The following is a 23406-nucleotide window of genomic DNA, read 5'->3' as shown; positions in this document are numbered from 1 at the left end:
ATTTATCTAACAAATGTACTAATTTTAGGAACAATTTTTGAACAAATTCTAATATGAAATTTTACATCTATCATATAACTTTAATACTCTCATTATTTGGTTTTAATAATCTTAAAGCTCAAATTTTCGGATTAGATTTAGGTGGGAAAAATCCTTCTCAAGAAATTAAAAATGATTCGATTAATATTGATGATTTATCTTTTAGTCCTTTTGACACAATTCATTTGAACGAATCAAATTTTTATTCTGTACATTTAAAAACTGATTTAGAAAAAAAATACTATTTATGGTTAAGAAAACGTGTGCGTGATGTCTGGCCATACGTAAGAACTGCTGTTAGAGAGTACAATTATGTTTCGGACACCATTCAAACAATGGATAAAAGACGTGAAAAAAAACGTTTTATTAAATCTCGTCAAAAAGATCTAGCAGATCAATTTGAGAATCAATTAAAAAACATGTCAAGTTCTCGAGGGCAAATTTTAACAAAACTAATTTATAAAGAAACTGATAAAACATCATACGATATTATCAAGGAATTAAGAGGAGGATTAAATGCTTTTCTATATCAAGCAGCTAGTGGTGCATTTAATATAGACTTAAAACAAACTTTTGATCCTAAAAGAACTCGTGAAGATTTGTATATTGCGGTAATTCTTCAACGCGATTTTGCAGATGGGATCTTAAAACCTATAGACGAAGATTAATCTATCTTTAATATTACCTATAATAATAATATTCTGTTTTTTTTTTATATTTGATTTAATATAAAGGATAAGTGGAAAATAATATAAAAAAAATAGGTGTATTAACATCTGGAGGAGATGCACCTGGAATGAATGCAGCTCTACGTGCTGTTGTAAGAGCATGTAAATATTATGACATCAAATCTGTTGGTATCCGCCAAGGTTATGAAGGTTTGATTAATAATGACATGATTGAATTAGGTCCGCGTTCTGTAAAAAACATCATCAACCAAGGTGGAACAATTCTAAAAACAGCTCGATCAGCTGAATTTAAAACTATAGAAGGTCGTCAAAAAGCGTATAATCATCTTAAACAAAATAATATTGATGCATTAGTTGTTATTGGAGGAGATGGTTCTTTTACAGGTGCAAACATATTCCATAAAGAATTTAACATTCCTTTTATAGGAATTCCAGGTACTATTGATAATGATATATTTGGAACAGATTTCACAATCGGATATGATACTGCTTTAAATACTGTAATTGATGCTATTGATAAGTTAAGAGATACTGCAACTTCACATGATCGTGTATTTTTTGTTGAAGTGATGGGTCGAGATGCGGGTTTCATCGCTTTAAATAGTGGTATTGCTTCTGGAGCACAAGATATCTTAATACCTGAAGAGCGTGATAGTGTTGAGGATTTATGTTCTTCTTTAGAACGTTCTGAGAAGTCTGGAAAAAAATCAAGCATTGTTGTAGTTGCAGAAGGAGAAAAACTAGGAGGTGTTTTCGAATTAGCAAAACAAGTTCAAAATCGTCATCCAGAATATGATATCCGTGTCACAGTTTTAGGGCATATTCAGCGTGGAGGTTCTCCATCTTGTCACGATCGTGTTTTAGCAAGTCGTTTAGGTATTGCAGCTGTAGAAGGTTTATTAAATGGTCAAACTAACTTAATGGCTGGTATTCGTTCTAATAAAGTAGTTTTTACTCCTATTGATGAAGCTATAAAAAAACATAATGAAATTGATTCAGAATTAATAAAAGTTGCCAATATATTAGCAATTTAAAAAAATAAAAGGGAATTATATATGTCAAAAATTAAAGTTGGAATAAATGGATTCGGAAGAATTGGTAGTCTTGTTTTTGGGGTTGCTATTGAAAGAGAAGACATCGAGATTGTAGGGATTAATGATTTAGTAAATGTTGATTATTTAGCATATATGCTAAAATATGATTCTGTTCATGGAAAGTTTAATGGAGAAATTAAAGTAGAAAATGGACATTTAATTGTAAATGGACAAAAGATTAGAGTTACTTCAGAAAAAGATCCTGCTAATTTAAAGTGGAATGAGGTTGGAGCTGAAATTGTAATTGATGCTACAGGAATCTTCTTGACAAAAGAAACAGCAGGAAAACATATAGAAGCTGGAGCAAAAAAAGTTGTTCTAACAGGACCTTCTAAAGATGACACACCAATGTTCGTAATGGGAGTTAACCATGAAAACGTAACTGCCGAAGATATAATAGTATCTAATGCTTCTTGTACAACAAATTGTTTAGCTCCTTTAGCAAAAGTAGTTCATGAAAAATTCGGAATTGTAGAAGCGTTAATGACAACCGTTCACGCTACAACTGCAACTCAAAAAACAGTTGACGGTCCTTCAAATAAAGATTGGAGAGGTGGTAGAAGTGCAATGGTAAACATCATTCCTTCTTCAACTGGAGCTGCAAAAGCTGTTGGAAAAGTAATTCCTGAATTAAATGGAAAATTAACAGGAATGTCTTTCCGTGTACCTACAGTTGATGTTTCTGTAGTTGATTTAACTGTTAAATTAGCAAGAGAAACTAATTACGATGAAATAAAAAAAGTAATGCTTGATGCATCTGAAGGAGATTTAAAAGGAATTCTTGGTTACACAGATGAACCTTTAGTTTCTATGGATTTTAGAGGAGATACTAGAACATGTATTTTTGATGCAGAAGCAGGTATTATGCTAAACCCTACTTTCGTAAAATTAGTTGCTTGGTATGATAACGAAATTGGATATTCACACAAAGTTGTTGATTTAGTTCAACACATTTCAAGATTATAAGTAATAACACACATTAAAAAGTCTTTCCAAAATTGGAAAGACTTTTTTTTAATATTTTCTTAATATTTTATGGACTAATATTTGATTTTAGTTTAACAAATAATATAAAATGAGAAAAGAATTACAAAATGTTGGCCCTAAAAAATCAACTGTAGATAAATTATTAGCTTTTTCTAAATCCTTATCAAGTGTTAAAGTAAAAAAATTGGGATCTCAACTAAATATTAATTTAAACTAACTCTTATTTTACTAACTACTATCACTTTATAAAATCCACAATAATGTAAATTTTAAATTAATAAAATTTACAAAAATTAACATTTATTTATTTTTTTAAGAACTTTTTAAAAAAAATTTAGATTTTTTATGTTAAAATACTTGTAACAAAATTTTGTTTAACTATATTTGGATAAACAAAAAAATACAGCCTATAGATTAAATTCTACTTTATTATTAACAATTGCTACTATGAACTATGAAGATGACTCTCTAATAATTCAAGATTATTTAAGAGGTAATGAAAATGCTTTAGAAACATTAATAGAGAAATACAAAGGAAGAATCTATAGTTTTATATACTCTAAAGTCTTAGATAAAGATGTAACTGAAGATATCTTTCAAGATACCTTTATCAAAGTTATCCTTACTTTAAAAGGAGGACGATATAACGAAGAAGGAAAATTTTTACCTTGGGTTATGCGTATTGCTCATAATTTGACTATCGATTATTTTCGATCAAATAAAAGAATGCCCACTGTAAGTGAAACAGTTGGCTACAGTGATGATTTTAACATTTTTGATTTTATTGGAATTTGCGACGAATGTTCAGAAACTAAACTTATTAAAACTCAAATTGAGCATGATTTAAGAAACTTAGTAACTCAATTACCTGAAGATCAAAGAGAAGTCTTAGAATTAAGAATTTTTAAAGAATTAAGTTTTAAAGAAATTGCAGAAGAAACGGATGTGAGTATAAACACTGCATTAGGAAGGATGCGTTATGCAATTATTAATCTAAGAAAAGTTATAGAAAATAATAACATTATTTTAACAATCGATTAAAAAATAAACTTATGTATTTAGCGTTTTACAATAAATAAGTTTAAGATGATAGAATTCTACTCAGAAGATTTACAACCACAACAATATACAATCGATAAAATATTATTTTTTTCAAAATCAGTTAGATTCATAAAATCAACGATATTACATGAGGACTTTATCATAAATATGAACTAATTATATTTTGAATTCAATGAAAAAAGGTCTAAGATGATTTACATCTTAGACCTTTTTCTATAATTAAAATTCTATTTATTTTTCTTTGAAAGTAGATGTGATATTTAGCTCTTCCATCTGAGTTTGATCAATTGGAGATGGAGCATCAATCATTACATCACGACCTGAATTGTTTTTAGGAAATGCAATGTAATCACGAATTGTTTCAGAACCGTCTAAAATAGATACAAAACGGTCAAATCCGAATGCTAAACCTCCATGAGGTGGTGCTCCATATTTAAAAGCATTCATTAAGAAACCAAATTGTGCTTCTGCTTGCTCTGGTGTAAATCCTAATAATTCGAACATTCTTGCTTGAACATCTTTATCGTAAATACGAATAGAACCTCCACCGATTTCATTACCGTTTAAAACTAAATCATATGCATTTGCACGAACTTCACCTGGATTTGTAGAAATTAATTCCATGTCCTCTGGTTTTGGAGAAGTAAATGGGTGATGCATTGCGTGATATCTTTCAGATTCTTCGTCCCATTCTAATAATGGAAAATCTACAACCCATAACGGTGCGAAAACTTCAGGATTACGTAAGCCTAAACGTTCGGCAATTTCCATACGTAACGCAGATAATTGCGCACGTACTTTGTTTGTGTTCCCAGACATCACCAGCATCAAATCTCCTGGTTTTGCATTCATACGTTCTGCCCAAGCTGCTAAATCTTCTTGAGAATAGAATTTATCTACAGATGATTTGAACGTTCCGTCTTCGTTATAACGAGCCCAAACTAAACCAGTCGCACCAATTTGTGGACGTTGAACCCATTCAATTAATTTATCAATGTCTTTGCGCGTGTAAGAATTACATCCTTCAGCAACAATACCGACGATTAATTCTTGCTCATCAAATATTTTAAAATCTTTTCCTTTCGCTAAGTCTGTAATTTCACCGAATTCCATTCCAAAACGAATATCTGGTTTATCATTTCCGTAACGACGCATTGCTTCAGCAAATGTCATACGAGGAAAATCTCCAAACTCTAAACCTTTGAAGGTATGTAATAAATGTTTTGCCAAACCTTCGAAAACATTCATGATATCTTCTTGTTCAACAAACGACATTTCACAGTCAATTTGCGTAAACTCTGGTTGACGGTCTGCACGTAAATCCTCATCACGGAAACATTTTACAATTTGGAAGTAACGGTCTAAACCTCCCACCATTAATAATTGTTTGAATGTTTGTGGTGATTGTGGTAATGCGTAAAATTCTCCTGGATTCATACGAGATGGAACCACAAAATCACGCGCACCTTCTGGTGTAGATTTAATCAAAACAGGAGTTTCAACTTCTACGAATTCTTGTGCATCTAAATATTTACGAACTTCCTGAGCTACTTTAGAACGGAAGATTAATTTTTCTTTTACTGGATTACGACGAATATCTAAATAGCGATATTTCATACGGATATCTTCTCCTCCATCTGTATTATCTTCAATAGTGAAAGGTGGTAAAGCAGATTCATTAAGAATTTTAATATTTTCTGCTAAGATTTCGATATCTCCTGTTGGAATGTTTGGATTTTTTGAAGCTCTTTCTATTACAGTACCTGTAACTTGAATTACGAACTCACGTCCTAAATGACGAGCAGTTTCAAATAATTCTTTTGAAGAACGTTCTTCATCTAAGATGATTTGTGTGATTCCGTAACGGTCACGTAAATCGATCCACATCATAAAACCTTTGTCACGTAGCGTTGATACCCAACCGCTTAACGTTACTTTTTCATTAATGTTGGCTTGTGTTAATTCACCACAAGTATGAGTTCTAAACATTTGTCGTCAAATTTATTGAGCAAAGGTAAAGTTTTGATGTGAAATAAAGAAGTTATATAACTTTTTTGAGAAAATAATTTCAATAAAAAAGCGATTCAAAATTGAATCGCTTTTAGAACTATTATGAATTTTGATTTCTCAGTTTACTATGTTTATAACCGTAAGTAAAATAAATTGTCAAACCAATTGCTATCCAAATTAAGAAAATCATCCAGTTTTTAAGTCCTAATTGTGCCATCATATAAAAACAACACAACATTCCTGCTAATGGAATAATAGAAGTTCTTTTGAAAAAAGTTCTGACAACCATAAAAACATAAATCATTAAAAATAGAATCATTGGAATTTTGTGTTTGAAAACATCCCAACCTTTTTCCATTTTCTTATCCTCGTAAACTGGCAATTTGTTCAATGTAGATTTATATTGTTCAGGTGTTAATTGCGTCAAATAATCATCTAAAAATTCGATTTCAGATCCCGTTAATTCATTAATTGTTGTATAAGAATCTTTTAATTCTTTTGGTGTTAATGAACTTACAAAATGTTCAACTGGCATAGGTTGTGGCTTATTTGTAAAGAAATCAATCGAATCATCTTTAAATGTTGTTGCGCATAAAAATACAATAACAGCTGTAACAATTGGCATTATATATTTTGCATCAATAAAAGGTGTCTTGAAATTTCCTCTTCTAGCATTTGGATCAGCATCCATCTTTAAAACAGCAGCACAAACCAAAACGAATGCAAATAGAGTTCCGATAGAACAAGCATCTACAACCAATTCCAAGTCTGTAAATAAAATAGGAACACCAACTACAAATCCAGTAAATATAGTAGCAAAAGATGGTGTTTTAAATTTTGGATGAATTGTAGAGAATTTCTTTGGTAATAAACCGTCGCGAGACATCGTCATCCAAATACGAGGTTGTCCAATCTGAAATACTATAAATACACTCGCCATTGCAACTACAGCCGAAAAAGCAATAATTCCAGCCAACCATTTTAAATCCTTTATTTTATCAAAAACATAGGCTAAAGGATCTCCAACATTCAATTCAGAATAATGTACCATCCCTGTTATCACCAAAGCAATCAACACATATAAAACAGTACAAATAATAATAGATGCAAAAATTCCACGAGGTAAATCGCGTTTCGGATCTTTACATTCCTCCGCAGTTGTACTTATCGCATCAAACCCAATATAAGCGTAGAAAACAGATGAAACTCCAGCCAATACACCTCCTATTCCATTCGGAGCAAAAGGATTCCAATTATCAGGATTTACATAAAAAGCACCAACAACAATTACTAAAAGCACTACAGCTAATTTTAACACAACCATTGCATTACTTGCTTTTCTCGATTCATTAATTCCACGATAAACCAGCGCTGTAATCAAAAAGGTAATAATTAAAGCTGGAATATCTACAACTAAATTAAATCCTAGATATGGCGCATCTTTAAAGGCTAAATATTTTGGAATCTCTTGTGCATAAGGCGAATTTGCAATTCCTTCTAATGTTTTACCTTTCGCTAATTCATTTGAAACAAACTCAAAACCTTCTCTCGCAGTGAAATAATCCATAGTCATCCATTCTGGCAGATGAAGCCCCATTCCGGAGAGTAAAGTGGTAAAATAATCACTCCACGAAATAGCAAGTACAATATTCCCTATTGCATATTCCATTATCAATGCCCAACCAATTACCCAAGCAAATAATTCTCCAAACGCAACATAACTATAGGTATACGCACTTCCCGAAACAGGTACTAATGAAGCAAATTCGGCATATGCAAAAGCTGTAAAACCACAGGCTATTGCTGTAAATATAAATAAGAAGATAACTGCAGGTCCACCTTCAAAACTTGCTCGACCAATAGTACTAAAAATACCAGCTCCAACAATCGCGGCGATACCAAAACCTGTTAAATCTCGAACGCCTAAAGTTCTTTTCATTGTAGTCGTATTTTTAGCTGATTCTGCTAAAATAGACTCAACAGATTTTTTTCTGAATAATTGTGACATAATTTATTTAAAAACGGGCAAATATAAAAAAGTCAATTCCAAAAATGGATAGATTTCGCATAAATATTGGTTTTTTATACAAAATTTCTTTTTTCTTTTGCTGGGTTAGATTAATTTTAAATTTAAATTAAAAAATTTACATGAAACAATTTTTATTTGCAATTGCTTTAGCTGCTACTTTAGTAAGTTGTAATTCTACAAAACCAATTTCTCAAGAGAAATATCAAAAAAGTCTTGTAAAATATACAGATAAAATTTCTGAAGCTGAATTAAAAAAACAGCTTTACATCATTGCTGGAACAGAAATGGAAGGTAGAAATGCAGGAAGCGAAGGTGAAGTAAAAGCGGGTAATTATATATCTAATTATTATAAAGAATTAGGAATAAATGGACCTAATAATAATTATTTTCAAATTATTCCTGCAAGTACTTTTAACCGTGTAAAAGGTCAGATGCGTAATGTTATGGGATTTATCAAAGGTTCTGAAAAACCTGAAGAAATTGTGGTCATTTCTGCTCATTATGATCACGAAGGAATAAAAAATGGTAAACTTTATGCAGGAGCAGATGATGACGGATCTGGAACTGTTGCTGTTATGGAAATAGGCCGCATTTTACGAGAAGCTGAAAAGAAAGGAATTAGTCCAAAACGATCTGTTTTATTACTGCATGTTTCTGGTGAAGAAAAAGGATTATTAGGTTCTAAATATTATTCAGAACATCCCGTTTTCCCATTAGAAAGTACAATTGCAAATGTTAATATTGATATGATTGGACGTGTAGATTATGAACATAATGAAAAAACAAGAGATTTTGTGTATGTAATTGGTTCAGAAATGTTATCCTCTGATTTACATAAAGCTGTCTTAGCAGCAAATGATGGTTTGGGCATTAATTTGGATATGCGTTATAATACGCCTGATGATCCTAATCGTTTTTATTATCGTTCTGATCACTACAACTTTGCAAAACATAACATTCCTTCTGTTTTCTTCTTTAATGGTGTACACGATGATTATCACCAACCAGGAGATACACCAGATAAAATTGAATATGATTTGTTAACACGTCGTACAAAATTAGCTTTCAATACTATTTGGATTTTAGCAAACGCTGAAAATAGACCCGTTGTAGACAAAGAATCTCCAATGCCTTCCACAAGATAAATATCTAATTACAAATAAAAAACTAGAAGCTTCTCATCTACCAATAAAAAGCTTCTAATTACTCAAAAGGAAGCTTCCCGTTATATAACGAGAAGCTTCTTATTTTATAACAAGATTATACTTCTTATATTCCTCTGCTCTCTCGGCAGTATACTTCTACTTTTCTTTCATTTTATTTATACTGTTCTAAATTTTCATAATAAGTTTTAATTACCATAAATAAATAGTATAAAAGAATGATTAGATATTAATACAACTTAATAAGGTAAATTTAAAATCTCTTTCTTTTAACTATTCCGAGCAATTCCGTAACTTTGATGAACAATAAAAAACAAACAATGAATAACGATATTCTTAATTTGGAACCAAAAGCAATCTGGAAAAATTTTTCAGCATTAAACTCAGTTCCAAGACCTTCTAAAAAAGAAGAAAAAGTTCGTCAATTTATCATCAAATTTGGTGAAGACTTAGGTTTGCCTGTCGAAACGGACGAAGTAGGAAATGTTTTGATCAAAAAAGCAGCTTATCCAGGAATGGAAGACCGTAAAAAAATAGTGATGCAATCACATTTGGATATGGTTTGTCAAAAAAATAATGATGTAGAATTCGATTTTGATACTCAAGGAATTGAAATGTACATTGAAGATGATAAATTTGTAACTGCAAATGGAACAACTTTAGGTGCTGACAACGGAATTGGAGTTGCGACAATTATGTCTATTTTAGAATCGAAAGACATTCCTCATCCTGCTATCGAAGCTTTCTTTACGATTGACGAAGAAACTGGAATGACTGGTGCTTTAGGTTTGAAAGCTGGATTCTTATCTGGGAAAATCTTGTTAAATTTAGATACAGAAGAAGATGATGAATTAGATATTGGTTGTGCCGGTGGTGTTGATGTTACTGCTACTAAAACTTATACTCCTGAAAATACAAACGGAACGGCTTTTACTTTAACATTAAAAGGCCTAAACGGAGGTCACTCTGGAGTACAAATTCACGAAGGTTTAGGAAATTCGAATAAATTAATCGCTCGTTTGTTAAACGCTGGAAATGAGTTTGGTTTGCAAATCGCTCATATGGAAGGTGGAAGTTTGCGTAATGCAATTCCTCGCGAATCTTGGGCTACAATTGTGATTCCTACAGACAAAGTGGATGCTTTCAAAGCTACTTACGAAACTCTACGTTCAGAAATTATTGAAGAATACGAAACGAAAGAACCTAAAATGGTGATTACTTTAGAGGTTGCCGAAGTAACTTCTGCAATATCAGCACAAGACTCTAAAGTTTTTATTCAAACTATAATGGCTGCTTTCAATGGTGTTTACAGAATGAGTCCAGATGTTGAAGGTTTAGTAGAAACGTCTAATAATGTAGCGCGCGTAGAAGTTATCAACGGTAACGCTCGTGTTTTATGTTTGACACGCTCTTCTATAGAATCGGGTAAAGAAGCGTTGGCACAAACATTAAAATCAGGATTTGAATTAGGTGGTTTTGAGGTTAAATTCTCTGGTTCTTACCCTGGTTGGAAAGCAAATACACATTCAGAAATTTTAGAATTGATGAAAGGTATTTATGTTTCAAAATTCGGACAAGAACCAAAAGTTGTAGCATGTCACGCAGGTTTAGAATGTGGAATCATTGGAACAAATTATCCTGGTTTAGATATGATTTCTTTCGGTCCTAATATCTCTGGCGCTCACTCTCCTGACGAAAAAGTAGAAATTGCTTCAGTTCAAAAATTCTGGGATTATTTACTAGATATTTTAAAAGATATTCCAAACGATGGTCCAGTTGATTATAGCTGTGCAAATTCTAAAAATATATAATTTAAGCTAAAAACTTAATTAAAAGACCACTTTTGTAAGTGGTCTTTTTTATTAAAATAACAAATATAAATCTCAAGCTAATATTTTCTTAGTCATTAATTCTATTGATATTTATTCAAAAAAACACAATAATACTTTATTAAATACCTAATAATTAGGAGAACTTCAAAGAATCAATTATTTTAGCATTTCGTAAAATTGAAGACAAACAAAAATGAAAAGAATTTTATTATCCACTCTTTTAGTGGTTATGCTTTTTCCTTTTAAAGTGAAAGCTGACGAAGGAATGTGGTTTTTGATGTTCATCGAACGTCTGAATCACCGTGATATGCAAAAACAAGGTTTACAATTAACTTCAGAAGAAATTTATAGTATCAACAATAACTCTTTAAAAGATGCTATTGTACAATTTGGTGGTGGATGTACTGCTGAAATGGTTTCTGGTCAAGGTTTAGTTTTGACAAATCACCACTGTGGTTATGGTGCAATTGCTGAATTATCTGCTCCAGAACATGATTATTTAAAAGACGGTTTTTGGGCAAAAGATAAAGCTGCCGAATTAAAACCAAAAAGCTTAAAAGTACGTTTCTTCGTTCGTATGGATGACGTTTCTAAACGTATTTTAGGTGTTGTAAATGATAAAATGTCTGAGTTAGATCGTGAGAAAGCGATTAACCAAGAGATTGCAAAAATTGAAAAAGAAAACAGTGAAAACGGAAAATATGTAGTTTCTGTTCGTTCATTCTTCCAAGGAAATGAATATTATTACTTCGTTTACCAAGATTATGAAGATGTACGTTTAGTAGGAACACCTCCAAGTTCTATCGGGAAATATGGTGGAGATACTGATAACTGGGAATGGCCACGTCATACTGGAGATTTCTCAATGTTTCGTGTTTATGGTGACAAAGATGGAAATCCTGCGGCTTATTCTACAAGCAATGTTCCGTTACAACCAAAACATCATTTACCAGTTTCTTTAAAAGGATACCAACCAAATGATTTTGCTATGATTTTGGGTTACCCAGGTCGTACAAACCGTTGGATGCCAGCACAAGGAGTTGCTCAAAATGTAGAGTACGCTTATCCTGCATGGGTTGAAGCTTCTAAAGTGACAATGGATCAAATGAAAAAGTATATGGATCAAAATCAAAAAGTAAATATTGATTATGCTTCTAAATATGCTGGAGTTGCGAACTATTGGAAAAATCGCGATGGAATGATTGAAGCGTTAAAACTTCATGGAACTGTTGCTAAGAAAACAAAAGAAGAAGAAAAATTCAATAAATGGGCTCAAAAAGGAGCTAACAAAGCTGAATATGGTGATGTTGTTTCTAGCTTGAATAATTATTATGCGAAAACAAATTTAGATGCTCGTCATAACAATTACATCAATATTTTATTACGTTACTCTACTTTAGCAAGTGCACCTTATTCTATCGGAAAAGCATTAGAAAATTATGCAGCTGCAAATGATGCAAAACGTGATGAAATGCGTCCGAGAATTCAGAATGCAATCAATGCATACTACGAAAAAATGTATTTGCCTTTAGAAAAAGATTTATTGGCTGCTCAGTTAAATCTTTATGCTTCTAAAGCGAACGAAGCTGGTTTAGCACCTTATGTTGCTGATTTAGCGAAGCAAAATAATAAGAACTTTACTTCTTTTGTAAATGATGCAGTTGAAAGAAGTTTCTTCGCTGATCAAAAACAAGTTGAAAATTTCTTAATTTCTCCAGATGTAGAAGTATTGAAAAAAGATCCTTTATACGTTTTATCAAATGCTTTAGTAGAAAGAGCTTCTAAACAAACTGATGAGCAAGCTAATTTGAATGATGTTTATTCTAAAAACTTCCGTTTATTAGTAAAAGGTTTACGTGAGTCTAAAATCGGAAATATCTTATATCCAGATGCAAACTCTACATTACGTTTAACTTACGGATCTATCCAAAATTTACCAAAAAGTACAAATCCAAAACGTCAACCAGATGTTGCTTCTAATTATTTCACAACATTAGAAGGTACAGTTGCAAAACACATCGCAGGTGACGAAGAGTTCGAAAATCCACAACGTTTATTAGATTTAGCGAAAGCAAAAGATTATGGACAATATGGAGATAAAGATGGATATTTACACGTAAATTTCTTATCAAATAATGACATTACAGGTGGTAACTCAGGTTCTCCAGTAATGAATGGTAAAGGTGAATTAATCGGTATTGCATTTGACGGAAACATTGAAGCAATGGCTGGTGATGTAATCTTCGATCCTAAATTACAACGTACGATATCTGTAGATATTCGTTATGTTTTATGGGTTGTTGATAAATTTGCTGGAGCAAAACACATCGTTGATGAAATGACAATAGTTCGTTAATAAAAGTTTTTAGCAATATAAAAAGAGCCTTACATATCTCAATAATATATAAGGCTCTTTTTTTATAAATATATTTTTTTCCATTTTGCTACCGTATTTCGACTTAATTTAAAATGATTCGCTAATTGAGAATCATTTAATTTATGCTTTTTTTGATAATCCAAAATAAGTAGAATATCTTGTTCTGAATAAGATTTAAATTTCTGATTAAGTGCTTTATTTTTATAATGTTGTTCACCAAAAACTAATCTGTTCAATTCAAGTATATCTAGAACAGACAATATCTTCTTATTCATTATTTCTTGGCAAAACGGTAGTCTTTCAGGATATAATTCGATCAAAATATCTGTGTAAAGTGTTTTATAATCTATTTTTTGTATCATTTAATTTTAGTTTTAATCAGTAGCTATTGTTTATTTCGTTTTATATTTACTAATCCACTTGTATAAGGTTGTTTTAGGGATTTTATATCGTTCTATTACTTCTGATTTTTTCATCTCTCCTTTCTCAATTTTATTCAGAATATAATCAATCACTTCTCTCGTATATATATTTTTACGAAAACGCGGTAGTAACGATTGGTTAGTATTCTCGTTCTTTACATTATAATTATTACTACTTAGTGGAGCATAGAGAATCAAATGCTGCGAATAGAGACGAAAAAAGTCGTACTCCAAAAGTTTACTCCATTTTAATAAAATTTCTGCATCTAAACTTTTCATTTGATACATTTTATCAATTTCTTTTTCTGTACATTTTAAGAAATTACAAATTCTAAGATTATCAATTTCTTTTTCTGTAATCAATTGTTTAATTAATGTTCCAATATGGATTTTTTTGAAATTCATAATATTTAGGTTAGATCTAGTTTATTACAAATACGGGATATTTCTATCCCGCTTTTGTAACAGGTTGATTAATTAAGATTTTTAATATTTTTTTAGAAAACTAACGTTATAATATTATTTCCAATAATTCCAAACTTTTCCATCAAATACAGCTAAAGATTTGCTTTTTGTATCGAAAACCATTGTACCAGCTGTTGGTGATTTTATAGTCAGATGTGGATCTTCTATTTTTGGTAAGATCAATGCTTTATCTATAGCTTCTAATACCAAGATTCCAGTTGCTCCTGATGGAGCGTTGCCATTTGCATCGATATCGCCAATGATTACACCGTCTCCTTCTTCAACAGTTGTATTTAAAACTCTTTTAGTCGTTACGTCAATGTTTTCTCCTGCTCCATTTTTTCCTTGTTGTATCTCCAAAGAACCTTCATCACTTAGCTCTAACCATTCTTCTTTTTCTTCATTATTTTGATTAGTATATTCATAATATACTTTCACCTTCTTGTCTTCGGTATCAAAAAGAAAGGTTCCACTCGTTGGATTTTTTGGTAATTCTTTTACTGCGGGAAGAATAATTCCGAGATTATCATTCCCGAAATCCAATAATCCACCTTTTTCAACCTCGCTTTTACCAATAGAGACTTGAGAAAAAGCTTGTGATGAAATAAGCAAAATAAATGTTATGATTATTTTTTTCATATTGTTACTGTTTTTGTGTGACATATAAAACCTACCAGAATTACTCTGGTAAGTTTAACTTTTTGTTCTTCTAATTTTTGTTACAAGAACGTTGGATACATTTCCATTCCGTACCGTCATAGATATTGATACACTTAAGGTCTGTATTGTATATAATCATACCTTCTTTCCAGTTTGCTTCACCAATAGCTTCTGGTGTAGTTCTAGATAGAATCATTCCTTTTTTACCTGATTCAAGTACCAAGTAACCGTTTGCTACGTTTTGTGGCCATCCTTCTATTTGATCTTTAAATGCAGAAATACCAACATTTGATGGAGTAGGTTTTCCTCCTGTAGGTAATTCTGTACAGAAAGTACAGAAAGATAAATCTATAGTTCCACTTGCATTGGCTGCAGAAGAAGCTGTACAAACATCATCTGAATCAATAAAGAAGTCAAAACCAAACGACACATCTTCTGGCGCGAACGTATTAGGATCTATATTGTTATAATCTGCTTCATTGTCAGATGATTTTACAGTATATGTTATCCAATACTCTTGATCATTTTTTAGTGTAAAACCTTCAAATTCGATACTTCCAGTTTCATTTATTGGTTCATAATCAGGATCATTTACATCGTCTATAAGCTTATCTAATAAACCGGGGATATTTGTCTCGATACCATAATTTTTGTCTTTACCGTATTTCAGTTTAAAGATATCAACATCAAAATCCAAGTTTAAATAAGCGCTATTAATTATATCTCCATTAGGGTTGGAAAGAATTACTTTAACTTCAATTTCACCATTTACATTATAACAGCTTTTATCTGTTTCGATAGTTGCTATAATTTGTTCTGGGCGATCAGAGTTAAGCGCATTTGTAATAGTTTCTTCCTCACCTGTTAAGCGATCTGTACTATATAAACTTTCAGTAGCTCCCGTTATTCTATTTGTGTATACTATATTAGCTCTATTGGTGTACGCTCCAGCTGTAGCATTCTGTTCAAAAATAGCTTTTGCACGAATAACATGTGTTGCTCCACCTCCAGGAACTTTCAAGTTATCAATTGTTAATTTGCGAGTACCGTAGCCATTAATTGATCCAGATTCTAATTCTGTACCTACAGAATTATTCACCCATATCATTCCCATAGGTAGTTCATCTGTGAATGTCATTTCTTTTTCATCACAATTTGTATTGATGATACGGAATGAATAATCTACTTCCTCACAAAGTAACACTTCTGGTGTTCCTTGTTTTACGAAAATCAATCCTTCTTCATTTGGTGCTGGGAGTGGTGCTGGACAATAAAACTCCATTGGTCCAATACCAAAATCTGTTATATGACTAAGTGGGTCTGAAACATCCTTTTCTATTGTATTGATAATCTCAATTTTTGAAACAGGTGATTCAAATTCTACGAAAACTCGTCCATATTTGTTTGTATAACCAGTAGAACCACTGTATCTTTCTCCTCTCTTTTTGGCATATGCTTTACCTTGACCTATGATGTTATATTTACTTCTCTCTGGGCGACGTTCTTCTATATAAGTCATCTTAGGATACACTCTTGCTCCGTCACAATAACCAACTACTTGAAGCTGTTTATAATTATAATGTTGCCTGTCTACATGATAAAGTTGAAAATTAACCGTTGAGCTTATTGGAGATTTCTCAATTATTTCAGTATCATTTGGGCCTTCTGTTACTACATTATTATAGAAGTTAAAAGTTGTTGTAACATTATCTGTTCCTTTTCTTCTTTCTCGTAAAGTTTTTTGAACATAGGGTCTTGGATAATTTCTAGACATTAGGTTATAATCCTCCACTTTTACATCTACAAAGAAATTATCATCAAGATCGAAAGTTCGCTCTTTTTGACCTCTATCCCAATTATTTCTTGGGAAATCTAATGTTTTGATACCTCCAAATTCACATCTATCACAATCTCCCATAACCGATTTCGCTCCAAACGTAAAATATGTATACTCTTTCGTAAATATATAGTTTACTTCATGTTCTCCGTCTACATATGTCATAGGTACTGTTTGGATGTTCTCCCAATTACTATTTTTCAAATCAGCTTCATTATTCGATATCATAAGATACACTTCAAAACTAGCACCATCAAATGGAAAGATCTCTCCTCCAGCTCTTATAGTAATGCTTTTAGAAGTTGGTATTACATTTCCCTCTGACGAGTTTTGTGCTAACCAAATACGACCTTCTCCACCATTTGTCATTGTCAAAGAATGCTCTATTGAACCGCAAGAACTTTCAGCAGCAGCTTTCTCTTTATAATCTACACTTCCGTTATTATGTCCTACAAAAATCCCATTTCGATTGTCAAATTCTTCACCATTTACACCACATGTTTCTGTTCCTTTGGTAAGTAAAGTAATTGAAGCTCCCTTAGCTGTAGATTTTGCTCGGCGAATATTCAGATTCTGAACATCGTCTCGTACCAATCCAGCTACATTGTTATGGTATTTATTGTTTGGTACACTATTACCTGCCCATACTTTGGTTAGATTATCTGATAAAATATAATCGTAATTTACTGTTGTACTTGCTCCATCGGCATCTAATGTGATAGCATATTTCATTCCTAGATAAGAACGAATAGCATTTTGTTCGACTAGTGTAAGCTCTCTCTCATAGAAGAAAACTTCTGACATTCTTCCTTGAAAAGAAGCATTACTTAAACTTGCACCTCCAATTGTACCTCCTTGTGCCATACGAAACCCATCTCCAAAATTTCCAGTAGCATTAACATGATCTTGCCATCCTCCAAAATCATGTATAGTATAACCTGCACCGCTAACACCATTGGCTTTTTTTGTGCTAATCATTTGTAGTGCTGTAGTGTTTATTTTAAATCCTTTAGCATTTCCATCATTGTTAGTTTGTCCAGTACCATCATTTCTTAATCGACCTACTTGATCATCTGGTGCAAATCCCATAGCAGGATATCTTGTGGCACTAGTTGTAGGATTAGTTCCTCCAAAACCATGAGTATAAAGTCTATCTCTATCTGCATACGCTGTTGCGCTATAAACAGTAAAAGAGGTAAACGCATTAGGAGCATCAGTACTCATTGGTCCGTTTGCAATTGCTAAATAATCATTGATACCAAAATTAACAGATGGATTAAAATTCATTAAAGGATCACAAGAAATATAAGTAGGACGTAATCTTCCTGAACCTGCTAATGCAGCGTACGAGTAATCATTTCCATAAAGAGACAAATCATTCCATACATTTACTTCGTTCCCGTTTACTAAATCTAAGTTCGTTTCATCAGCATTTAGCCATACTCTCATCCCGTCAGTAACACCTCCTGGAGCAGTTAAGAAATAAGCATAGCTAATATAATTTCCATTGTTTATCGCTACATTTTTTGCAATATTATTAGCATCAAGCGGATATATCTTTGTATTTACTTGAGAAAAAGTAGCGTCATTAGATACTAATACATGTGTTGCACGTACCTCTGGGCGGATGTTTACAGTAAATGCTTTTGTCGCTTGCGCTTTCAGTATTGTACGCGTTCTCCTATTTACATCTTTTGTAAATGTACCTCCTAATGGAAAAGAAGTACCTTCACTATATTCGTAAACAGTTCCTCCTGTCATTCCGTTAGAACCAAAAATAAGATAATCTCCACTATTAAGTGATGTATCAGTATTTTCGTTATTCGTTATTGCTAAATCTCCTAAAAATACAGTTGCAAAACTTTTATCAAAACTAGTAGATTGCTTTTGGTACAAACCACTAGCGTTATCACGCCCTATACCAAATCTATGGTTGTTATACGTAACATCTTCTGTTCCATTCCAAACAACCGTATTATCAGAATTAACATAGTTTTTTTGAGCTTCCTTATCTAATGAAATACCATATTTCAAAGCAAGATAGGAAGATACCTTTCTCAATTCATCTGGATGAATCATATCACCAGTAACATTTGATGACAACACTATAATTTCCTGAATATTTCCTACGAAAGGGTAAGCAGTCGTTATATTAGAGTTTCCTATAACTGATGCACGAGTCAAATCACTACCAGCAAAAACATTAGCAGTTCCTTCAACAGCAGTTCCATTAAGAAGTGTACTAGGCACCCCATTATGGTATATTAAATTTCGATTAGTTGTTCCTGTCTTATTCTTAAAAATAGCAGTGTTTATTCCATACATACGACGCATAGTATTAGTATTACTAGTTGCTGTACTATAAACGAATGGGTCTTGATATCTCCATCCAACACTACCATCAAGATCTCCATCTATTGAATAAGTGACAGATCTTGAGGTATTATTAATAACTTTTGATACGTAGAAAACAAAATAAGATTTCGTATTTGTTATAAAAGGAGTATTCAATATCAACTTTCGATTAGTTGGAGATGCAGGAAAACTCAATGAAGGTTGGAAGTTCATTAAGTTCTGTTTGTCAAAAAGAGGTACCGCATTGGATCCGTTTTGTACATAGTTTCTTCCTTTGCCTGAATTATCAGTCCAAGTAGAAATATTTGCTTTATCTGCTACTGTAATGTCATCTGCTTTTAGCCAAACTTCTACGTCAAGGGTGGTGTTCCCAGGCTTTGTTTGTGCAAAAGAACTGATACCTAACAACGATATAGCTAATAGGTTAAAGATTTTTTTCATTCTTTTAATTATTGGTTATTATTTACATACTCAGAAATTTCATTTTTCTAAGATCTGTATTGTTTTTTGTAACTGAACGAAGTTTACTAGACTCCGTTTAGCATTATTATTAAGTTTAAAACATTAGAGAAATGTTTCGTTTTTTCTGGTGGTCCACGTGAATGTTTTGAATGAAATAAAATATAGTTGTAAGTATTCTTGTATAAAAAACAATTCTTTTTCGCCAAGAAAATGAAGATTAAAAGTATTAGGAGCAAAGGTAAAATAGTTGTATGCCAATGGGAATTAACAACTAAAAAGGCTTTGTGTAAAGAATCAGTTCCCAAAAAAAGAGTTTGTATTAGATTTCTCGAATACAAAAGTTTTTTCCACTGTATAACTTTCAGTGTTTTAATTTCTTTTGTTGATGTTTTTTGACTGATTTTTCTTTTTACCTCTGAATAAGATTTCGTTTTATCTTTTGTTGTATTATCAATTGAAACGATTTCTGCATGAGAGATTTTTTCTAAATTAACAATCGTAGTTCCCTTTGTTATAAAAATCTGTGTTTTTTCGGCTTCTTTTTTTTGTTGAATTATCTCATTTTTAGAAACAATAGTATCTCCAAAACCATATAAAATAGTATTTTCTTTTACATAAACCTGTGCAGATAAATTAAGCGAACATAAGTATAGGAAGAGAAAATAAATTTTCCCTTCCCCTACATGTTTTAGTTTTTTTATCCACTTGATCATGGAGGTTAGTTAGGTATAATAAATAATAAATTGGTTTAAATAAAAATCTGAAGTACAAGACCCAAAATATTCATTTGTATAGAACGAATAAACATATTTTATCTACGTTGACAAATATTCTTTGTTAATATTGATAAAAGACCTTTATCTGTTCGGACAAATGTCTTTTGGCTATAAAATACTCAATATTTTGTCGAAACTTGCAGTGCGAGGCTCCTTTAGTAAAGTGCCTACGGCATATTGTGTAACAACCTCTATGGTATAAGTAGCAGGTAGTAAATTTGGAATGACCACGATCAGTTCTGACGGGTTATTGATAACAATATCATTCGTATCTACTACTATTCGGTCTTCAGTTTCAGTATTGATGAAGTAAATGCCAATTGAAGGATTGTTACCTGCAATTTTTATTTTATTCCCACTAATTATCAGATTACGATTTGGAGTAAGAACATCGTTTATTGTACCACTTTTTATATCTTTTACTTGGAGAATTGCAGATCCTATTTCTGCTACACCTAAAATAGAAATTTCTATTGTGGAGATTAGGCTTCTTAATTTCTCACCTTGATTAAACTGAAATAAAATATTATGTTTTTGATTATTAAAAGTTTCTGTCCCGCAGTAAAATATCCTGTATTTACAGAAAAGCCATCGCATAATTGATATGCCATTTCTTTCAGAAAAAGTTCAGTTGCATGCTCCATCGCAGTTGCCGAAACATCAGCTCCACCTCGTATTACAGCGGCTTCACAAATCTGCTTCACATTCAATGATCGCTCGCTCACAGTACGCGCGATAAAATCGTTGGGATTGTCTTTTGTTAATACGTTATCATAGAGATACGCTTTAATTTTATGTAGTAACATAGGTTAGATATTTTAAATGGTTTGGTAATAGTAGTCCTATATAGACTATTTATAATTTTATTTATTTAAAATATAATAATGTATAAATTGATTTATAGTAAAATATTCATTTAATAAACGAATATTAAAAAAAATCAATTCAATAATTACTTCCTGAAAACAAACTTAAATCACTATTTATCAATCATTTGTTTTATTCATTATAGTCTATATAGGACTACTTTTTTTATTAGATTTGTGCTTTAAAAACACAAAAATGATGCTTAATTTTTTCTTACCTAATTATGGAAATCTAAAAAACATTCATCTTTCATTAATTGACCCTGTACAAAATACGACCTATACATTTCGTACACAATTACAGATTTCTGAGGATGATTGGGACAAAGAAAAACAACGTCCAATTAATATTTACCTAAAGAGATTTAAGAAAATAAATAATTTGTTGGATAAAATTAAACTACAAGTCACTGAACATGTTCAGGAAAAACTCGCAACTAAAAAAAATATTCAACAGCGTGTTTTATCTAAAGAAATCAAACTAATTTGTAAAGAAAAAATCACAAAAATTCCTGATAATTCATTGATGTTATTGATGGAAAATTATATTTTTTTAAAAAAAGAGAGCATCTGTCATTCAACATATAAACGCTATCAAGTTTTTTTTAAATTGTTAGAACGTTTTGAAGGTTTTACTTGTAAACGGCTGTATATTAATCAAGTTAATGCAGATTTCATGAGAGATTTTATGATTTTCGGAAAAGATGAAAAATATAGTGAAAGTACAATTTATCGTACCATTTGCTTTGTGAAAACTATTCTAAACTTTGCAGAAATAAAAGGTTTCAGAACAAATGTTAGAGAACTTAAAATACGCCGAGGAAAACAATCGCGAGAAATGGTTACCTTAAATGACAAAGAAATTAAAAAAATAAAATCGACTAGAGTTTCAAAAGACTTAAAAGACGCAAAAAACTGGTTATTAATCAGTTGTTTTGTAGGGCAACGATTTTCAGATTTTATGAATTTCAGTTCCGATCAATTGATAAAAATTGGTGATAAATCTTGTATTAAATTTACCCAACAGAAGACAAAAAAGGAAATTATTTTACCCTTGCATCCTATTGTTTTAGATATTTTGAGAAGAAATAAAAACCAGTTTCCAAAACAAATGGATATTCAACAATATAATATAAGCATTAAAAAAATTGCTAAAATAGCACATATTGATGAAACTATAAAAGCTCGAAAACGTTTAGGTTTTCGTTCCAAGACTATGCTGGTTAATAAATGGGAAATGCTATCAAGTCATATTGGAAGAAGAAGTTTTGCGACAAACTTCTATGGAAAAATTCCAACTCCTTTGTTAATAGAGGCTACAGGTCATAGTAGTGAACATATGTTTCTGAAATATATCAATCCAAGTAATTATGAGCGAATTATAAGTTTATCTTCTTATTTTGAAAAGTTATAAGTAATTTTTCTAAAACACACATTTAAAACATAAAACACTATACGATAAAAGTTTTTCCAATAGATTAAACAAGAAACGAATTACCTTTGTAAAAAATAAAAGTAAATGAAAGTTATTCCTCTATTAGAAGGTATTTTTCATGTTGATGCAAAAAAAGAGTTTCATTATTTGAGTGATGATGTAGATGTAAAACGTCCAATAGATGGTTACAATCTTATTGTACGTTCATTTTTGGTACAAGTTGGAGAAGAAAATATTTTAATTGATACTGGATATGGTAGTGAAATTGAATGTGAACCAATTATTCTAAAAAAACTACGTGAACATAATATTACGCCAAATCAAATCACGAAAGTATTGATTTCCCACTTACATAAAGATCATATTAATGGAATTGGAACATGGATTGGAGAACAATTTGTATGTAATTTTCCTGATGCAAAAATCTATATTCAACAACGTGAATACGATTATGCGGTTGCTCAATCAAATAATTCATATAATTACGAACGTTTAGAAAAATTAAAATCATTCAAAAATATTGTTTGGATGAATGATGAAAATTCGGGTTCTATTTCAGAGAATATCCAATTTGAAGTGGTAGGAGGACACGTTCCGTTCCAACAAGTTTTTTGGATCAAAAATGATGAAGATATTGTTTTCTATGGTGCGGATAATTTGCCTCAACTTAATTATTTTAGATATCATGCAGCTTTCAAAAATGATGTTGATGGAATTAAAGCTATGGAGGATCGTTTACAATGGGAAATTCAAGCAAAAGAAGAACATTGGAAGATTCTCTTTTATCATGGAAAAAGAACTGATGTAAAACAATTTTAAATAAATGGAGTTGATGGAACTCCATTT

General features: G+C 31.5%; 19 protein-coding genes. 10 read left to right on the top strand and 9 right to left on the bottom strand.

What is annotated here, in order from left to right; all coding sequences use genetic code 11:
- Window positions 1–53: 53 nt before the first annotated feature.
- The 5 genes from E4J94_RS06640 to E4J94_RS06625 all read left to right on the top strand — a co-directional run bounded on the left by E4J94_RS06640 (window position 54) and on the right by E4J94_RS06625 (window position 3850).
- On the top strand, window positions 54–707 hold the full coding sequence (locus tag E4J94_RS06640; RefSeq protein WP_135835072.1) for a DUF4294 domain-containing protein: 654 nt from the start codon (window positions 54–56) through the stop codon (window positions 705–707).
- A 71-nt stretch (window positions 708–778) separates the two neighbouring features.
- Window positions 779–1762 (top strand): 6-phosphofructokinase, encoded by a 984-nt coding sequence (gene pfkA, locus E4J94_RS06635; protein WP_262710466.1) that lies wholly within the window; start codon window positions 779–781, stop codon window positions 1760–1762.
- 21 nt (window positions 1763–1783) lie between these two features.
- Window positions 1784–2788, top strand: coding sequence for a type I glyceraldehyde-3-phosphate dehydrogenase (gene gap, locus E4J94_RS06630; protein WP_135835071.1), 1005 nt, complete (start codon window positions 1784–1786; stop codon window positions 2786–2788).
- A gap of 109 nt (window positions 2789–2897) precedes the next feature.
- Entirely contained in the window at window positions 2898–3026 is a 129-nt protein-coding gene (locus tag E4J94_RS17900; RefSeq protein ID WP_262710465.1) for a hypothetical protein, read from the top strand.
- Between the two features lie 230 nt (window positions 3027–3256).
- Window positions 3257–3850, top strand: a complete 594-nt coding sequence (locus E4J94_RS06625) for an RNA polymerase sigma factor (protein WP_135835070.1) — start codon at window positions 3257–3259, stop codon at window positions 3848–3850.
- Window positions 3851–4102: 252 nt separating this feature from the next.
- Here E4J94_RS06625 and aspS read toward each other — a convergent pair whose 3' ends face one another.
- Complete coding sequence (gene aspS / locus E4J94_RS06620; protein WP_135835069.1) at window positions 4103–5860, bottom strand: aspartate--tRNA ligase; 1758 nt, start codon at window positions 5858–5860, stop codon at window positions 4103–4105.
- Window positions 5861–5981: 121 nt separating this feature from the next.
- Window positions 5982–7889: an amino acid permease gene (locus E4J94_RS06615; RefSeq protein ID WP_135835068.1), complete on the bottom strand. Its 1908-nt coding sequence runs from the start codon at window positions 7887–7889 to the stop codon at window positions 5982–5984.
- A gap of 140 nt (window positions 7890–8029) precedes the next feature.
- Between E4J94_RS06615 and E4J94_RS06610 the strand changes: the two genes are divergently transcribed.
- The 3 genes from E4J94_RS06610 (at window position 8030) to E4J94_RS06600 (ending at window position 13261) form a co-directional block, all read left to right on the top strand.
- Window positions 8030–9055 (top strand): M28 family peptidase, encoded by a 1026-nt coding sequence (locus tag E4J94_RS06610; protein ID WP_135835067.1) that lies wholly within the window; start codon window positions 8030–8032, stop codon window positions 9053–9055.
- 338 nt (window positions 9056–9393) lie between these two features.
- Complete coding sequence (locus E4J94_RS06605) at window positions 9394–10884, top strand: aminoacyl-histidine dipeptidase (RefSeq protein WP_135835066.1); 1491 nt, start codon at window positions 9394–9396, stop codon at window positions 10882–10884.
- A 214-nt stretch (window positions 10885–11098) separates the two neighbouring features.
- Window positions 11099–13261, top strand: a complete 2163-nt coding sequence (locus tag E4J94_RS06600) for a S46 family peptidase (protein ID WP_135835065.1) — start codon at window positions 11099–11101, stop codon at window positions 13259–13261.
- Between the two features lie 62 nt (window positions 13262–13323).
- Here E4J94_RS06600 and E4J94_RS06595 read toward each other — a convergent pair whose 3' ends face one another.
- From E4J94_RS06595 to E4J94_RS17965, 7 genes are all read right to left on the bottom strand, one after another.
- Window positions 13324–13644 carry a helix-turn-helix domain-containing protein gene (locus E4J94_RS06595; RefSeq protein ID WP_135835064.1) on the bottom strand — a complete coding sequence of 107 codons (321 nt, stop codon included), beginning with the start codon at window positions 13642–13644 and terminating at the stop codon, window positions 13324–13326.
- A 30-nt stretch (window positions 13645–13674) separates the two neighbouring features.
- On the bottom strand, window positions 13675–14109 hold the full coding sequence (locus tag E4J94_RS06590) for a transposase (protein ID WP_135835063.1): 435 nt from the start codon (window positions 14107–14109) through the stop codon (window positions 13675–13677).
- A 114-nt stretch (window positions 14110–14223) separates the two neighbouring features.
- Window positions 14224–14808: a hypothetical protein gene (locus tag E4J94_RS06585; protein WP_246034270.1), complete on the bottom strand. Its 585-nt coding sequence runs from the start codon at window positions 14806–14808 to the stop codon at window positions 14224–14226.
- Between the two features lie 70 nt (window positions 14809–14878).
- Window positions 14879–19462 carry a hypothetical protein gene (locus E4J94_RS06580; RefSeq protein ID WP_135835061.1) on the bottom strand — a complete coding sequence of 1528 codons (4584 nt, stop codon included), beginning with the start codon at window positions 19460–19462 and terminating at the stop codon, window positions 14879–14881.
- Window positions 19463–19548: 86 nt separating this feature from the next.
- Window positions 19549–20196, bottom strand: a complete 648-nt coding sequence (locus E4J94_RS06575) for a hypothetical protein (RefSeq protein ID WP_135835060.1) — start codon at window positions 20194–20196, stop codon at window positions 19549–19551.
- Between the two features lie 171 nt (window positions 20197–20367).
- Window positions 20368–20856, bottom strand: a complete 489-nt coding sequence (locus E4J94_RS06570; RefSeq protein WP_221411281.1) for a DUF4469 domain-containing protein — start codon at window positions 20854–20856, stop codon at window positions 20368–20370.
- Window positions 20751–21065 carry a DNA-binding domain-containing protein gene (locus E4J94_RS17965; RefSeq protein WP_221411280.1) on the bottom strand — a complete coding sequence of 105 codons (315 nt, stop codon included), beginning with the start codon at window positions 21063–21065 and terminating at the stop codon, window positions 20751–20753. Before E4J94_RS17965 ends, E4J94_RS06570 begins: the two co-directional genes overlap by 106 nt.
- Window positions 21066–21321: 256 nt before the next feature.
- On the opposite strand from E4J94_RS17965, the gene E4J94_RS06565 reads away from it, so the two are divergent.
- Window positions 21322–22539, top strand: a complete 1218-nt coding sequence (locus tag E4J94_RS06565; protein ID WP_135835059.1) for a phage integrase SAM-like domain-containing protein — start codon at window positions 21322–21324, stop codon at window positions 22537–22539.
- A 105-nt stretch (window positions 22540–22644) separates the two neighbouring features.
- Entirely contained in the window at window positions 22645–23379 is a 735-nt protein-coding gene (locus E4J94_RS06560; protein WP_135835058.1) for an MBL fold metallo-hydrolase, read from the top strand.
- The last annotated feature ends 27 nt before the right edge of the window (window positions 23380–23406 follow it).

This window comes from Empedobacter tilapiae (genome assembly GCF_004785645.1).
Taxonomy (GTDB): domain Bacteria; phylum Bacteroidota; class Bacteroidia; order Flavobacteriales; family Weeksellaceae; genus Empedobacter; species Empedobacter tilapiae.
The sequence above is the reverse complement of the archived record's forward strand: the minus strand, read 5'-3'. Positions and strand labels throughout refer to the sequence as shown.

Coding starts and splice junctions, on each gene's coding strand:
- E4J94_RS06640 (WP_135835072.1), top strand. CDS start 54: ATGAAATTTTACATCTATCATATAACTTTAATACTCTCATTATTTGGT.
- gap (WP_135835071.1), top strand. CDS start 1,784: ATGTCAAAAATTAAAGTTGGAATAAATGGATTCGGAAGAATTGGTAGT.
- E4J94_RS17900 (WP_262710465.1), top strand. CDS start 2,898: ATGAGAAAAGAATTACAAAATGTTGGCCCTAAAAAATCAACTGTAGAT.
- E4J94_RS06625 (WP_135835070.1), top strand. CDS start 3,257: ATGAACTATGAAGATGACTCTCTAATAATTCAAGATTATTTAAGAGGT.
- aspS (WP_135835069.1), bottom strand. CDS start 5,860: ATGTTTAGAACTCATACTTGTGGTGAATTAACACAAGCCAACATTAAT.
- E4J94_RS06615 (WP_135835068.1), bottom strand. CDS start 7,889: ATGTCACAATTATTCAGAAAAAAATCTGTTGAGTCTATTTTAGCAGAA.
- E4J94_RS06610 (WP_135835067.1), top strand. CDS start 8,030: ATGAAACAATTTTTATTTGCAATTGCTTTAGCTGCTACTTTAGTAAGT.
- E4J94_RS06605 (WP_135835066.1), top strand. CDS start 9,394: ATGAATAACGATATTCTTAATTTGGAACCAAAAGCAATCTGGAAAAAT.
- E4J94_RS06600 (WP_135835065.1), top strand. CDS start 11,099: ATGAAAAGAATTTTATTATCCACTCTTTTAGTGGTTATGCTTTTTCCT.
- E4J94_RS06595 (WP_135835064.1), bottom strand. CDS start 13,644: ATGATACAAAAAATAGATTATAAAACACTTTACACAGATATTTTGATC.
- E4J94_RS06590 (WP_135835063.1), bottom strand. CDS start 14,109: ATGAATTTCAAAAAAATCCATATTGGAACATTAATTAAACAATTGATT.
- E4J94_RS06585 (WP_246034270.1), bottom strand. CDS start 14,808: ATGAAAAAAATAATCATAACATTTATTTTGCTTATTTCATCACAAGCT.
- E4J94_RS06580 (WP_135835061.1), bottom strand. CDS start 19,462: ATGAAAAAAATCTTTAACCTATTAGCTATATCGTTGTTAGGTATCAGT.
- E4J94_RS06575 (WP_135835060.1), bottom strand. CDS start 20,196: ATGATCAAGTGGATAAAAAAACTAAAACATGTAGGGGAAGGGAAAATT.
- E4J94_RS06570 (WP_221411281.1), bottom strand. CDS start 20,856: ATGCGATGGCTTTTCTGTAAATACAGGATATTTTACTGCGGGACAGAA.
- E4J94_RS17965 (WP_221411280.1), bottom strand. CDS start 21,065: ATGTTACTACATAAAATTAAAGCGTATCTCTATGATAACGTATTAACA.
- E4J94_RS06565 (WP_135835059.1), top strand. CDS start 21,322: ATGATGCTTAATTTTTTCTTACCTAATTATGGAAATCTAAAAAACATT.
- E4J94_RS06560 (WP_135835058.1), top strand. CDS start 22,645: ATGAAAGTTATTCCTCTATTAGAAGGTATTTTTCATGTTGATGCAAAA.